At 64.1% G+C, this 13,872-nt stretch carries 16 protein-coding genes; 7 read left to right on the top strand and 9 right to left on the bottom strand.

The window, feature by feature from the left end; all coding sequences use genetic code 11:
- The first annotated feature begins 26 nt into the window (after positions 1 to 26).
- Positions 27 to 629, top strand: coding sequence for an NAD(P)H:quinone oxidoreductase (gene wrbA / locus AWB79_RS18065; protein WP_061168798.1), 603 nt, complete (start codon positions 27 to 29; stop codon positions 627 to 629).
- A gap of 10 nt (positions 630 to 639) precedes the next feature.
- Here the strand turns inward: wrbA and AWB79_RS18060 are convergent, their stop codons facing one another.
- Positions 640 to 1,533 (bottom strand): LysR family transcriptional regulator, encoded by an 894-nt coding sequence (locus AWB79_RS18060; protein WP_061168797.1) that lies wholly within the window; start codon positions 1,531 to 1,533, stop codon positions 640 to 642.
- Between the two features lie 95 nt (positions 1,534 to 1,628).
- Between AWB79_RS18060 and AWB79_RS18055 the strand changes: the two genes are divergently transcribed.
- Positions 1,629 to 2,621: an NAD-dependent epimerase/dehydratase family protein gene (locus AWB79_RS18055; RefSeq protein ID WP_061168796.1), complete on the top strand. Its 993-nt coding sequence runs from the start codon at positions 1,629 to 1,631 to the stop codon at positions 2,619 to 2,621.
- Here the strand turns inward: AWB79_RS18055 and AWB79_RS18050 are convergent.
- Genes AWB79_RS18050 through AWB79_RS18040 form a run of 3 tightly spaced genes read right to left on the bottom strand, consistent with a single transcriptional unit; the run spans position 2,591 to position 5,157 of the window.
- The gene (locus AWB79_RS18050) at positions 2,591 to 4,207 is read right to left on the bottom strand and encodes an alkaline phosphatase D family protein (RefSeq protein ID WP_061168795.1); all 1,617 of its coding nucleotides are present in this window, start codon (positions 4,205 to 4,207) and stop codon (positions 2,591 to 2,593) included. The genes AWB79_RS18055 and AWB79_RS18050 overlap by 31 nt on opposite strands.
- Entirely contained in the window at positions 4,165 to 4,746 is a 582-nt protein-coding gene (locus AWB79_RS18045) for a universal stress protein (RefSeq protein ID WP_061168794.1), read from the bottom strand. The genes AWB79_RS18050 and AWB79_RS18045 overlap by 43 nt, the downstream gene beginning before the upstream one ends.
- 24 nt (positions 4,747 to 4,770) lie before the next feature.
- Positions 4,771 to 5,157, bottom strand: coding sequence for a hypothetical protein (locus AWB79_RS18040; RefSeq protein WP_061168887.1), 387 nt, complete (start codon positions 5,155 to 5,157; stop codon positions 4,771 to 4,773).
- A 211-nt stretch (positions 5,158 to 5,368) separates the two neighbouring features.
- Here AWB79_RS18040 and AWB79_RS18035 point away from each other — a divergent pair, with 211 nt between their 5' ends.
- The 3 genes from AWB79_RS18035 to AWB79_RS18025 all read left to right on the top strand — a co-directional run bounded on the left by AWB79_RS18035 (position 5,369) and on the right by AWB79_RS18025 (position 8,143).
- Complete coding sequence (locus AWB79_RS18035) at positions 5,369 to 6,706, top strand: MFS transporter (RefSeq protein WP_061168793.1); 1,338 nt, start codon at positions 5,369 to 5,371, stop codon at positions 6,704 to 6,706.
- Positions 6,707 to 6,971: 265 nt separating this feature from the next.
- Positions 6,972 to 7,454: a glycoside hydrolase family 108 protein gene (locus AWB79_RS18030; RefSeq protein ID WP_061168792.1), complete on the top strand. Its 483-nt coding sequence runs from the start codon at positions 6,972 to 6,974 to the stop codon at positions 7,452 to 7,454.
- Positions 7,454 to 8,143 (top strand): hypothetical protein, encoded by a 690-nt coding sequence (locus AWB79_RS18025; RefSeq protein WP_061168791.1) that lies wholly within the window; start codon positions 7,454 to 7,456, stop codon positions 8,141 to 8,143. The genes AWB79_RS18030 and AWB79_RS18025 overlap by 1 nt, the downstream gene beginning before the upstream one ends.
- A gap of 11 nt (positions 8,144 to 8,154) precedes the next feature.
- On the opposite strand, the gene AWB79_RS18020 is transcribed toward AWB79_RS18025, so the two are convergent.
- The 4 genes from AWB79_RS18020 to AWB79_RS18005 form a co-directional block, all read right to left on the bottom strand.
- Positions 8,155 to 8,676: a Spy/CpxP family protein refolding chaperone gene (locus tag AWB79_RS18020; RefSeq protein ID WP_061168790.1), complete on the bottom strand. Its 522-nt coding sequence runs from the start codon at positions 8,674 to 8,676 to the stop codon at positions 8,155 to 8,157.
- 122 nt (positions 8,677 to 8,798) lie between these two features.
- Complete coding sequence (locus tag AWB79_RS18015) at positions 8,799 to 9,098, bottom strand: type II toxin-antitoxin system RelE/ParE family toxin (protein WP_061168789.1); 300 nt, start codon at positions 9,096 to 9,098, stop codon at positions 8,799 to 8,801.
- On the bottom strand, positions 9,095 to 9,370 hold the full coding sequence (locus AWB79_RS18010; RefSeq protein WP_061168886.1) for a YlcI/YnfO family protein: 276 nt from the start codon (positions 9,368 to 9,370) through the stop codon (positions 9,095 to 9,097). Before AWB79_RS18010 ends, AWB79_RS18015 begins: the two co-directional genes overlap by 4 nt.
- A gap of 168 nt (positions 9,371 to 9,538) precedes the next feature.
- Complete coding sequence (locus AWB79_RS18005) at positions 9,539 to 10,306, bottom strand: IclR family transcriptional regulator domain-containing protein (RefSeq protein WP_061168788.1); 768 nt, start codon at positions 10,304 to 10,306, stop codon at positions 9,539 to 9,541.
- Between the two features lie 267 nt (positions 10,307 to 10,573).
- On the opposite strand from AWB79_RS18005, the gene AWB79_RS18000 reads away from it, so the two are divergent.
- Positions 10,574 to 11,986: an MFS transporter gene (locus AWB79_RS18000; protein ID WP_061168787.1), complete on the top strand. Its 1,413-nt coding sequence runs from the start codon at positions 10,574 to 10,576 to the stop codon at positions 11,984 to 11,986.
- Positions 11,987 to 12,135: 149 nt separating this feature from the next.
- A complete protein-coding gene (locus tag AWB79_RS17995; protein WP_061168786.1) occupies positions 12,136 to 13,011 on the top strand; it encodes an ImmA/IrrE family metallo-endopeptidase in 876 nt (291 codons plus the stop codon).
- Here the strand turns inward: AWB79_RS17995 and AWB79_RS17990 are convergent.
- Entirely contained in the window at positions 13,008 to 13,781 is a 774-nt protein-coding gene (locus tag AWB79_RS17990; RefSeq protein ID WP_061168885.1) for an SDR family NAD(P)-dependent oxidoreductase, read from the bottom strand. The genes AWB79_RS17995 and AWB79_RS17990 overlap by 4 nt on opposite strands.
- Positions 13,782 to 13,872: the final 91 nt, after the last annotated feature.

The raw sequence follows: 13,872 nt of genomic DNA, 5'->3' as shown, positions 1-13,872 counted from the left end.
TCTGCCCTCAACCAAGGACACACATCATGGCGAAAGTACTGGTTCTCTACTATTCGATGTACGGCCACGTCGAGACCATGGCGCAGGCGATCGCCGAAGGCGCGCGCGGCGTCGCGGGCACGGAAGTCACGTTGAAGCGCGTGCCCGAAACGATTCCCGCCGACCAGGCCGCGAAGATCGGCGTGAAGCTCGATCAGCAGGCGCCCGTCGCAAGCATCGACGAGCTCGCCGATTACGACGCCATCATCTTCGGCACGCCGACGCGCTTCGGCAACATGGCCGGCCAGATGCGCACCTTTCTCGACCAGACCGGCGGGCTGTGGGTGAAAGGCGCGCTGATCGGCAAGATCGGCAGCGTGTTTTCATCGACTGCTTCGCAGCACGGCGGGCAGGAAACCACCATCACGTCGTTTCACAGCACGCTGCTGCATCACGGCATGGTGATCGTCGGTGTGCCGTATGCGTGCGCGGGACTCACCAACATGAGCGAGGTCTCGGGCGGCACGCCCTACGGCGCGACCACGCTCGCGGCGCCCGACGGCAGCCGGAAGCCGTCGCAGAACGAGCTCGATATCGCGCGCTATCAGGGCAAGCACGTCGCCGAACTGGCGGCGAAGCTCGCCGGATGACGCTGACGCGTCACAACCGCGCATAGCGTTCGAGACCTTCGGCGAGCGCGTCGAAGGTCGCGCGGCAGCGAGGGCTCGCGCGCAGGTCCTCGTGCATGGTCACCCAGGTTTCGAGCTGGAACGCGAAGGTCTTGGGCAACACGCGCATCAGCGCATCGCGCCGCCCGAGTGCAACCTGACAGAAGCCGATGCCCGCGCCCGCGCGAATCAGCGCGAGTTGCGCGAGGTCGCTGTCCGCACGCAACGCGAAGGCTTCGCGCGTGAAGCCGGGCAGCGTCTTGCTCGCGCCGCGCAGGAACGGGCTGGGCTTGTCGTAACCGATGACCGCGTGCTCCCACAGCGCCTTCGCGTTGCGCGGCGTGCCGTGCTTGTCCAGATAGTCGCGGCGCGCATGCAAGCCCACCTCGATGCGCCCGACGCGCCGCGCGACCAGTTGCGCCTGAGTCGGCCGCATCATGCGCACGGCGATATCCGCTTCGCGCAGCAACAGATCCTGCACGCGGTTGCTCAGCGCGAGCTCGACCACGAGTTGCGGATGCGCCTCGCGCAGCGCCGCGATGATCGGCGGCAGCACTTCCACGCCGACCACTTCGCTCGCCGACACGCGCACCACGCCCTTCACGCCCGCGCCTTTCGCATGACCGCTCGCTGCGCGTTCGAGCGCGGCGGCGGTGCTCTGCATCGCCTCGGCATGCGCGCGCAGCGCGAGCGCGACGTCGGTCGCCTGCAGGCCGAGTTGCGAGCGCGTGAAAAGACTCACGCTGAGCGCATGTTCCAGCGCCTCGATATGCCGCCCCGCCGTGGGCTGCGTGATGCCGAGCGAGCGCGCGGCGCCTGACAGCGAGCCTTCCTGCAACACCGCGAGAAACGTTCGATACAACTCCCAGCCGATGTTTTCCGCCATACAAATTTGTATATCCGATCAACGCTGTTCGGCAATTTTATTGCATCGATGAAACGCGCAGAATCGGCTTGTCGATATAGGCATGGAGACGCGGCATGACTCAGCAGGAAGCGGTTCTGGTACTCGGCGCGACGGGCGGCATCGGTGGCGAAGTCGCACGGCAATTGCGCCATGCGGGCTGGCGCGTGCGCGGCTTGCGTCGCGCGGCGGTCCGAGAAAGTGAGGAAGGCATCGAATGGATTCAGGGCGACGCGATGAATCGCGAAGACGTGGCGCGCGCGGCGCGTGGCTGCGCGGTGGTCGTGCATGCGGTGAATCCGCCGGGATACCGGCGCTGGGCCGAACTCGTTCTGCCGATGCTCGACAACACCATCGCTGCGGCGGCGCGCGAGCGCGCGACCATCGTCCTGCCGGGCACGATCTACAACTTCGGCCCTGATGCATTCCCGCTCCTGAGCGAGGATTCGCCCCAACATCCGGTGACGCGCAAGGGCGCGATTCGCGTCGAGATGGAAGCGCGTCTGAAGCGCGCAAGCGATGAAGGCGCGCGCGTGCTGATCGTGCGCGCAGGCGACTTCTTCGGCCCGCGCGCGGGCAACAACTGGTTCTCGCAGGGACTCGTGAAACCGGGCCAGCCGGTCGGCAGGATCAGCTATCCGGGCGCGCGCGGCGTCGGCCATCAATGGTCGTATCTGCCGGATGTGGCGCGCACGATGGTCGAACTGCTCGCGCGGCGCCACAATCTCGAACCATTCGCGCGCTTTCACATGCGCGGCCATTGGGACGACGACGGCACGCAATTCGCCGCCGCGATGCAGCGCGTGATCGAGCGCCATACGGGACGCAGGCCGCGCATTGGCGCCTTTCCGTGGTGGCTGCTCGATCTCGCCTCGCCGCTCAATGCGACGTTTCGCGAAATGCGCGAGATGCGCTATCTATGGCGCACGCCGATCCGCATGCACAACGCGCGCCTCGTCGCGACGCTCGGCCATGAACCGCACACGCCGCTCGAAGACGCCATCGAAGCGACGCTCATCGGCTTGCGGTGCATCGACGCTCAAGCCTCGACATCGAGCTTCACTTCATAGAGCGACTTGCCGTTCAGATCGTGCAGCGAGACCGTCATTGCGCGGCTCGTTGGATCGATCTTCGCGCGGCCGTAGTACTGTTGCAGCGCGGCGGGCGAGCGGTTTTGCGGATTGTCCTTCGGCACGCTCACGTAACGCAGGTCCGGGCCGAAGGTCGTGTCGAGATCGTTGGGACCGAACGTGCCCGCATTGATCGGCCCGCCGACGAACTCCCAGAATGGCTTGAACTCCGTGAACTGCGCGCGCGACGGATCGTAATACGTCGCCTGCGCGTAATGCACATCCGCCGTGATCCACACCACGTTCTGAATGTTCTCCCGCTTGATGAAGCCGAGGATCTCCTTCAGCTCCAGTTCGCGGCCGAGCGGCGCGCCGTTGTCCGCATTGGCCCACGCTTCGAAGGTGCCCTTAGGCACATCGGGGTTCAGGTCGGGCACGACGAGCGAGATCGGCATGTCGCTCGCAATCACCTTCCACGTCGCGCGCGAAGCCTTCAGCGACGCCTTCAGCCACTCGGTCTGCTGCGAGCCGAGGAAGCCCGAGTCGGCATCGAGACGGGTCTGTTTGTTCGGCGAATTCGCGCCGCGATACGACCGCTCGTCGAGCATGAAGACATCGAGCAGGGGGCCGAACCGGAAGCCGCGGTAGACCTGCTCCGGGTCGAGCTGGTTGATGCGATACGGGTTGTATTCGAACATCGCCTGCTTTGCGCGCGCCTCCAGCAGGTTGATCGCGCGCGTCTGATAGCGCTTCTCCGCTTCGCCGATGATCTGCCCCGGATACCAGTTGTTGCGCACTTCGTGATCGTCCCATTGCACGAGGAACGGCACCTCCGCGGCAAAGCGGCGCTTGTTCTTGTCGAGCTGGTTGTACGCGAAGGCCGCGCGATAGTCGTCGAGCGTCTGCGCGACATGCGACTTGCCTTCGGTGACGAGGTTGGTCCACATCGTGCCATCGGGCAGTTTCACCTCCGACTCGATCACGCTGTCCGCGTAGATCTGGTCGCCCTGATGAATGAAGAAGTCGGGCGACTCGCGGCGCATCGCCTCATAGATGCGATAACCGCCGAAGCGCTCGTTGATGCCCCAGCCCTGCCCCGCTTCGTCGCCGGAGAACACGAAGCAGACCGGCTTGTTCGCATCGAGCGATGCCGTGCGCAGGCGGCCCGTCAAGGGTTCGCTATAGGCCTTGCCATCGACGAGATCCTGAAAGCGCACGCGATAGAACATGTCCGCGCCCGACGGAAGATCCGTGAGATCGACGCGCGCCGTGAAGCCGCTGCTTTCGAGCGCCGCGGGCCCGATGCGCCGCTGAAAGGTCCTGAAGCTCTCGTTCGAGGAGTATTCGACGATCATGCGCGCCGGACGATCCGTGCGGCTCCAGACGATGCCGCTCGTCGCGGTCGTGTCGCCGCTCATCACGCCGCCGGGCAGTTGCGGACGCAACTTCCCGGACGTGACGACGGCGGGCGCGACGCCTTGCGCGAGCGCATCGGCGAGACCCGCGCCGGTGAGCGCGAGTCCCGTGCCGGAAACGAGTCCCTTCAGCAGGGTGCGTCGGGACGGTTTGACGATGCGATCCGGCATGGCGAGCTTCCTCTCGAACTGTACGATGGGGCGGGTTTGCGCTGCGTGGAATCGACGATGGTAAAACGTAACGGTGTCGCTTTTGTTGCAACGGGCGCACGAATGTTCGGCGCGATCAGCACGCGGCGATTGCTGTGACGGCTCACCGCGTCGGACACGCGCTCTTCCCAGAAGCGCCAGCGAGTCTCTTTCGTGCGGCCGATGATGATGAGATCCGCGCCGAACTCGCGCGCCGCCTGCGCGATCACGCGCGCGAGCGTCGTGCCGCCGGGCAGGTCCATCGTCACGCATGCGCCGTTCACGCTCGATGCGCGCAGCGCCTGAAGCGTGCGCTTCTCGACTTCGCGCGCATGAGCTTCGACGTGCGCGAGCGCCGCGCCGAAATCGTGCTGCGCCGAAGATACCGCCCAGAAGGGCGTGCGGTCCACCACGTGAAGCGCGGTGATGCGCGCATTGCATTCGCGGGCGCGCGCAATGCCGAGCGTGAGCGCGGCATGGCTGAACGCCGGCCCCACCGCGACAAGAATATGCTTTTGCATGATGTCGTCTCCTTTGACGCGCTTTCAGTGCATGCGCCAGGCGCGCTTCACCGTATCGATGACGGCGGCCTCGGTGCAGGTCATCACGCCGTCCGCGACGACCGCCGACTCGCAGAGCATGAGCACGTCGCGTCTCATGCGTTCGTCGCTGACTTCTTGCGCGAGTTGTGACACGACGTGCGCATCGACGCGGCATATGTCGTCCCATGCGAGGTACGAACAACGCGTAAGGTCCTCGCACACTTCCCGCACGACTTCATGCAATTCGCCCGCATGAAGCCCGAGCCGCGCATAGAAGCCGCGCCGCTCGAGTTCTTCCACTTCCGCACTGCCGATATGTCCGTCCGCGATCAGCGACATCACGACGATGCGCGCCGCCGCGCGCGGACTGTCCGATGGATAGTGACGCATGGTGTACTCCTCGATGAAAGTACTGCAACGAAAGGCAGTGCGAAGGTTCGATGAAGCCGCGCCGCCCTGGATGCTTCGCATCGTAGGCGCGGACAATGAGCGTCGAATGAGGGTGCCGATACCCGTACGGTATGGCGCCAGTCCGCATCGGTATTGGACGCGGCGCGCGTGGCTCTTCTACTCTTCGACGGAGACCAACAATGGAGACACCATGAGCACGCCTCTCGATATCGCGTCGCTGATCGACCGCGAACGCGTCCGGCCCTTTCAATGGGCCATCTTTCTGCTCTGCTTCGCGACCACGCTATTCGATGGCTTCGATACGCAAGCCATCGCCTATACCGGACCGGCCATCGTCGCGGCATTCAGTCTCGCGCCGGGCGATCTCGCGCCGATTCTGATCGCGGGCACGCTCGGCATGACCATCGGCGCGATGACGCTCGGGCTCGTCGGCGATCGCGTGGGGCGGCGTCCCGCGCTGCTCGGCGGCGTCGCGCTGTTCAGCATCGCTTCGCTCGCCACGGCGTTTGCCAGCGGCACCGGGCAGATTCTCTTGTTGCGCTTCATCGCGGGGCTGGGCATGGGCGGCTGCACGCCGGTGTTGCTCGCGCTTGCCGCGGAATACGGACCGGCGCGGCATCGCGGCGCGATCATGACCGGCGTGCTGCTCGGATTGCCCGCGGGCGCGATGCTGGGCGGCCTGCTCGCCGCGCGCATGATGCCGGTGATCGGCTGGGAAGGCGTGTTCGTCGTGGGCGGCGCGGCGCCGCTCGCGTTGCTCGTGCTGCTCTGGTTCGCGCTGCCCGAATCGCTGCACTATCTCGTCACGCGCTCGCGCGACGATCATCGCGACGTGCGTGCGGTGCTTGAGCGCATCGTCACATGGCCGCTCGCCGACGATGCGCGCTTCGCGGTACGCGAGTCCGCCGCGCGCGCGAGCGTCGCCGCGCTGTTTCGCGAGGGCAACGCGCGCAACACCATCGCGATCTGGGCCGTGTACTGCTTCAACTGGATCGCGTGGTTCATGTTTCTTTCGTGGCTGCCGACCGTGCTGAAAGCAGCCGGTCTGCCGGCCGCGCAGGCGCCGCTCGGCACGGTCGTCGTGAACGCGGTGTTCATCGTCTGCGCGATTCCGCTGTCCATCGTATTGCCGAAGATCAGCACGCGGCGTCTCCTGATCGCCCTGCTCGCCCTCGGCATCGCGATCTCGATCGGCCTCGCGTATGCGGGTACGTCGTGGGGACTCGTGTTCGCGCTCGCGGGCGCGGCGGGGCTGGGCATCGGCGGACAACAGATCGCGCTCAACTATCTCGTGGTCGGCGCGTATCCGACGACCCTGCGCGCCACCGCCACCGGCTGGGCCATCGGCATGGGCCGCGTCGGCGCGATCGCAGGCTCCGCGGTCGGCGGCACGTTTCTGAACATGGGCGGGCCGAGCGGCTTCTATCTGACGCTCGCCGTGCCGCTCGCGGCGGCGCTGCTCGCCGTCATCACCATTCGCACGAACGAGAAAGAAGCCGATACTTCGCTCGCGACCGCCGCACACTGAACACTGTCCGCGCCGGCCCGACACATACATTAAAAAATCGTTGGCCGGCGCACGACAGTTCGATTTTCTTCCCGTCTTCCCTCGCACCTCGCGGGCCTTGCCACATAAGGCTCGCGCGCCTTCCCTCCCGCGCCTGGCATGGCCGATGCATTGAGGCTTGCCGTCGCGTCGCTACTGCCTGCCACTGTTCGACGCGTCCGGGCCGGTGCCTCGTGCGCCGGCCCGTTTCTTCCGGCGGTACACGAGAGGCGCCAAGGAGCCAACCATGAACAACTTCGACGACGCCTTCGAGGCGCTCATCGGCAGCGAAGGCGGCTATTCGTTTAATCCGGCGGACCCGGGCGGCGAAACGATGTGGGGCGTGACGGCGCGCGTCGCACGCGGTTACGGTTATGCGGGCGCGATGAAGGACTTGCCGCTCGATCTGGCCAGGCGCATCGCCAAGCAGAAGTATTGGGACCCGCTGCATCTCGACGAATTCGATCCGCGCGTCGCCTTCCAGATCTTCGATGCGAACTACAACGGCGGCCTCGTCGTGCTGTGGATGCAGAAGGCGTCGGGCGCGCAGGCAGACGGCAAGTTCGGCCCCGATACCGTCGACGCCGTGAAGGCCGCCGATCCGATGCGCTTCGTGCTGCGCTTCGTCGCCTATCGATTGCGCTATCTGAAGGGCCTGCACGCATGGCCGACGTTCAGCCGCGGCTGGACCGAACGCATGGCGACTAATCTTCTTCTGGGAGCGGCATGATGGACTGGACGAAAGTGGCGGCAAGCATCGGCGCGAAAGCGCCTCTTCTGGCGGGTCTGATCGGCGGGCCCGTGGGCCTCGGCGTGACGACGGCGGCCGCGATCATCTCGCATGCGCTCGGCACGCCGGGCGATCCGGATGTCGTCGAAACCGCGCTCAACGATCCCGCTGCGCTCGAGAAAATTGCGCAGGCCGAGAGCGCGAACTCGTTGCAGCTGCAGCAGCTCGTGGTCGCGGCGGCGCAGGCGCGGCTGTCGTTCGAGGCCGACATGGCGCGCATCGCGGCGGGCGATCGGGCCGATGCGCGTGCGATGGGCATCGCCAACAAGGACTGGGTGCCCAAGGTGCTCGCAATGTCCGTGACCGGCGGCTTCTTCGGCATCCTGCTGCTGATGGCGTTGCGTGCGTTGCCCGAGGCGAATCGCGATCTGGTGAACGTCGTGGTCGGCGCGCTCGGGACCGCGTGGATCAGCATCATCGGCTATTACTTCGGGACGTCGGCGGGTTCCATGCGCAAGACCGAACTGCTCGCGCAGCCGAGCGTGCCGATCACGTCCGAGACTGCCGTGACCTTACGCGATCCCGCGCAGGCAACGGCCAGCGGCGCTCAGCACGGCGCGAGCGACGATCATGCGCCACGCGCGTTCGTGCCGGGCGGACAAGGCCCGATCTTCACGGGCGCGTCCTGAGCTGCATCGCTTCACAGTCCGGTGCGCGGGTCGTACGGGCGCGCCGGATGATGCGCGATGTTTTCGAATTGCGGCCGCATCGCATCGCTGAAGGTGCGCTTCTGCCGGTCGTTCAGGCCGCTATAGAACTTGAGCCAGGCTTGCGCGGACTGATCAGATAACGGCGCGTCCTGCTGCGCGGTCTTGTCGTGCATCGCGTGCAGCGCGGAGAGATCGAGAATCGGCTGCTGGAGCATGGTCTGCATGCGCGACTGCATCTGGTCCGCGTTCAGGCGCTCGCTGGAATGACCCTGTTGCATCGTCTGAAGCGCGGTCTGCCATTGCACTTCCTGATCGGGCGTGAGGCTGAGCTGATCGTGCAGCGCGCGCATGTTGACCGGCTGGACGTGGATGGCCGTGTCGTTTTCCATTGGCAGCGCCTGCGCGTAGACCGGCGCAGAGCCGACCCCGAGCGAGAGCGCCGTGACGATGGATACGGCGGAGAGCTTGAGAAGCAGAAGGCGGGCTTTGTTCGTGTGTTTGAGCTGGGTCATTTCGTTTCCCCTGTTCCCTTTTTCGATGTCCGTTGCGATTGCTTCGCGTTTGTCGCTGCAACCATGGAAACGAAGTCTAGAGATGGGGAATTAGGCGAAAGTGAGGGCGCTTGTCCCATGCGTCAGAAGTAGTCGTCTTCCAACTGATGGCGGATAGCCAGAATGCTTACTGTGGTGTCGTCATCGACTTCGAACAGAAGCACATAGCCCGATGAGCCAAACGAGACGAGCAGTTCACGCAGAAACGGATTCGGCTCGTCCGCTTTGCGGCAGGTGAAGGGAAATCGCTTCAAGATCTCAATGCCCTCGCGAATGGCTTCGACTGCTCGTTCCGCAACGTTCAAATCACGTTCAAGCTGAAACCGATACAGCCGAATCAAATCCGCGCGTGCGGAGCGCGTGTATCTGACCGTGTAACTCAATGGCGCTCCCGTTCAGCCTTCGCAGCATTCAACATTGCCTGAAGTTCAGCATGCACGTCATCGGCATCGAAATACTCGCCGGTCCGTCGCGCTTCTTCTCGTGCCGCGAGCCCGCGCGCAATGAATTCTCGTTGGAGTTGCCGGCGAGCGACTCCCGCACGCAGTGCGGATTCCATAAACGACGATAGCGTCTCGTTCTCGCCAAGCACGTCTTCCACCGCCTGGCGCAGTTCCGGTTCGACTCTCAGCGCAGGAATGGTTGCTGATTTCATGATGGCCTCGCTGTATCGCAATTGCGATACATATTAGCACGAACTCGGCTCCCGAAAAGCCTCACCTTTGACCCTCACGCGTTACTCGAAACCCCTTGAAACAAGGGCCCAAAACACGACGCCAAAGCCTTTCCCCGAAAACCCTCACCTTTGCCAGACCGACGCCCGCTAAATCACATTCAACATTGACAAAGCCGTCTCCTGCAGCGGCTGCAACACGCGCGCAAGCGCCGCCTCGCCCGTCTCCTTTCCTATCGGCATGTTCGCGGACAGCGCCGCGACCACTTCTCCATGCCGATTCTTCATCGGCACCGCGACGCCGCGCACACCCGTCTGCAACTGCTGCTCCATCGCGACGAAGCCATCCGCGCGCGCCTGCCGGATCTTGTCGTAGAGCTTCTCGCGATTGGTGATCGTGAGCGGCGTGAAGGGCTTGAATTCGGTCGCGTCGAGCCATGTGCGCACCGAGGCTTCGTCCTTGTACGCGAGCATTGCGATGCCGCCCGACATCAGCGCGGCCGGCACGCGAGCGCCCAGCACGAAGCCCGTGGTCATTACGCGCGTCGAGCCGTTGCGCGCGATGATGACGAGCTCCCAGTCGTCGAGCACGCTCACGTACACCGACTCGTTGATCAACGCGCTCAACTGCTGCAGATACGGCTGCACGATGCGCGGCAGCCGCGCCGATTCGAAGTACGACCAGCCCATGCGCAACACGCGCGGCGTGAGGTTGAAGAGCTTGCCGTCGGTCTGCACGTAACCGAGATGCGCGAGCGTCAGCAGATAGCGGCGCGCGGCCGTGCGCGTCAGCCCGGTGCGCGTCGCGGCTTGCGTGGGCGTCATGCGCGCGTGCTGATCGTCGAAGGCTTCGAGGATTGCCAGGCCCTTCTCCAGACCAGCGATCCAGTCGCGCTTGTCGAGTGCCGGTTTAGTCATGGTGACATGCTTGTTTAGTTATGGATCGCGGGATGTTTCGGCGGTACGCCAAAGCCAATTGCTAGTGCTAACCCCCAAAGTGATCGATTATCGGACACTCGCGTACGATAATCGCGCAAAATTTATCACAAAACATTGATCGAAAAGGGTTGCGCTTTTATTCTCCAATCACTTTCAGAGCAGCGCGTGTTTGGACGATCCGAATGCTTCGTTGCTTGACCGGATTTCAAGCTCAACTCCATAAACCCATTGTTCGGAGACATCTCTATGGCTAGCCCTAAGGACGACGCGCACGGCGGCCGCCAGGCGAAAAAAGCGACCGCGAGCGGCTGGATCGGCTCGGCGCTGGAGTACTACGACTTCTTCATTTACGCCCAGGCAGCAGCGCTCATTTTCCCGCAGTTGTTCTTCCCGTCGGGCAATCCGAAAGTGGCGATCATCGCGTCGCTCGCGACCTACGGCGTGGGCTATGTCGCCCGTCCGATCGGCGCATTCGTGCTCGGCCATCTGGGCGACACGCACGGCCGCAAGAACGTGCTGCTGATCTGCATGTTCCTGATGGGCTTCTCGACGATGGCGGTCGGTCTGCTGCCGACGTATCACAGCGTCGGGATGCTCGCGCCGGCGTTGCTCGTCGTGCTGCGTCTGATCCAGGGCTTCGCGGTGGCCGGTGAAATTTCCGGCGCGAGCTCGATGATTCTCGAACATGCGCCGTTCGGCCGTCGCGGTTATTACGCTAGTTTCACGCTGCAAGGCGTGCAGGCCGGCCAGATTCTCGCCGCCGCCGTGTTCCTGCCGCTCGCCACGTTCATGCCGGAAGACATGTTCAATTCGTGGGGCTGGCGCATTCCGTTCCTGCTGTCGGCGTTCGTGCTGGTCGCGGGCTACATCATCCGTAAGGAAGTGCACGAGACGCCGGCGTTCACGGCCGAAGGCGCACAAGGCGCGCTGCCGGCGTCGCCGATCAAGGAAGCATTCGCCAACAGCACGCCCGACATGGTGCGCGTCGTCTGCATGGCGCTGATGAACGTGATTCCGGTGGTCGCGACGATCTTCGGTGCGGCGTACGCGGTGCAGTCTTCGTATGGCATCGGCTTCCACAAGAGCGTGTATCTGTGGATTCCGGTGGTCGGCAATATCGTCGCGGTGCTGGTGATTCCGTTCGTCGGCAATCTCTCGGACAAGATCGGCCGTCGTCCGATGATGATCGGCGGTTCGCTGCTCTCGGGTCTCCTGTCGTTCGCCTATCTCTACGCGATCAGCATTCACAACGTGCCGCTCGCCTTCCTGATGTCGCTGTTGATGTGGGGCATCGTGTACCAAGGCTATAACGCGATCTTCCCGAGCTTCTATCCGGAACTGTTCCCGACCCGCTCGCGTGTTTCGGCAATGGCGATTGCGCAGAACATCGGCACGACGATCACCGCGCTGCTGCCCGCGCTGTTCGCGGCGGTTGCGCCCCCGGGATCGGACAACATCCCGCTGACGGTCGGCGCGATTGCATTCGGCGTGACGATCATCGCTTCGATCGCCGCCTACACGGCGCGTGAAACGTATCGCATCCGCCTGAACGATCTGGGCAAGAAGGACGCCGTGCCGATGAGCGAGCAAGAGTACGAGCGCCTGCGCGCCGACTCGATCTCGGTGGCCAAAGTGGACAAGGCCGCGCGCCACGCGTAACAGTTGACCGTGTTGGAGTGATTTGACGGGCCCTTCGGGGCCCGTTTTTTTTGGTCGATATCGAACTTGCTTGCACGCTGGGTGTGCTGGCAGACACCGCGAGGTTACGATCCGCCTACAATCGCGACAAACCAGCGACGAGACCTCACATGCCCGACGATACGATGCCCGCTACTCTTCCTCCGCGCGACGCGGATGTTCTCGTGCAGATCGAGCGCTCGCTGCTCGATCGCATGCTTGCGGATTCCACGTTGTATCGGAACGGGCCGGAGTTTCGCGCATTGCTCGACTTCGTTGTGAAGCTGCGCAACTTCGCGCCCTTCAACGCGATGCTGTTGCAGATTCAGCGGCCAGGGTTGCGCCATGCGGCTTCCGCGCGCGACTGGCGCGAGCGGTTCGGCCGTTACCCGAAGGAGGACGCGCGACCTTTGCTGATCCTGTGGCCCTTCGGCCCGGTCGCGCTGGTCTACGATGCCGAAGACACGGAAGGTCATCCGTTGCCGGGTTACGGCGCGCCGATCTTCGAGGCGGTCGGACCGATCACGCCGGAGATCATGCTTCCGTTCGAAACCATCCTCGCGCGCAAGAACATCACGGTTCACTGGTATGACGGCAGCCCCGACGATGCGGGCTACATCGAAAGCGAACCGCGCGTGAGCGTTGACGACGCGACGCGTCGCTATCGGCTGGGCATCAATGTACGTCACCATCCCGCCGTGCAGTTCGCGACCCTCGCGCACGAACTCGGGCACCTGTTCCTCGGGCACCTGAAGGCCGACCCGCTTCTGAGGATTCAGGAGCGGCCGCGCCTGCACGAGCATCAGTGCGAGATCGAGGCGGAATCGGTCGCGTATCTGGTGTGTCATCGCAATGGCGTGATGCCGCGATCCGAACGCTATCTCGCGCATTTCGTGGAAGGGAAGCAAGACGTTCGGAGCCTCGATCTCTACGCGATCATGCGCGCGGCAGGTCAGATCGAGACGCTGCTCGGCCTCACGATTCCCACGCGCTTCGATCGCAACTAAGCGGGCATCCGCACACCCGACAACCGCTCGCACGTTGCGATGAATTCATCCTGCATCGCTTCGTCGCGGGCCGCCGGATCGCATGCGCGCTCGCGCATGTGAAAGAAGTAGCGGCCGGTCACGCGCGCGGCGGCTTCGTCGCTCACGGCGAGCCACGCCTGCGTGCGATGCGCCTGATCGAGATCGTCCGGCGCCGATGGTCCGCCCATCTTCGTCGGCACCCAGCCCGGCTCCAGCGCATTCGACAGCACATCCGACCAGCGACGCGCAACCGCCAGCGCAAGCAGCACATCCATGAACTTGCTTTCCGCGTACGCCTGCGCGCCGTTCCAGGGCCGCCGCGTCCACTCGACGTCGTCGAGGTTCGCGCGCGAGCCGTGGTGCATGCCCGAGCTGAGATAGACGAGACGCGCCGGCCTTTCGATCAGCGCCGTCAGCACATACGGCGCGAGCACGTTGATCGCGAACACCTGCGGCAGACCATCGACTGTTTCGACGCGCCGCGGCTCGCGATAGCCGATACCCGCGTTATGAATCACCGCATCGAAGCGCCCGAGCGCGTTCACTTGCCGCGCGACGTCGCGCATCGCATCGATGCCCGAAAGATCGCCGATGACGACCGCTTCCGCCTCCGGCATGCCTTCACGTGCATCGTCCGCGCGTGTCTGATTGCGTGCGTGCAGCACGACGCGATGCCCTTCGTCGATCAGCAGACGCGCCGCCATGGCGCCGAGCCCGTCCGTCGATCCCGTGATGAAAACCCGCGCCATGTCCATCCTCCTTTTCGCATCGACCGATTGAACGATGCCCATTCTGCGCGTCTTTCACGCATATCGCGATAACATGAAAACCATTTCATCG

The organism is Caballeronia hypogeia (assembly GCF_001544875.2).
GTDB classification, from domain to species: Bacteria; Pseudomonadota; Gammaproteobacteria; order Burkholderiales; family Burkholderiaceae; genus Caballeronia; species Caballeronia hypogeia.
Note: the sequence above shows the minus strand (reverse complement) of the source record. Positions and strands in the feature narration are given on the sequence as shown.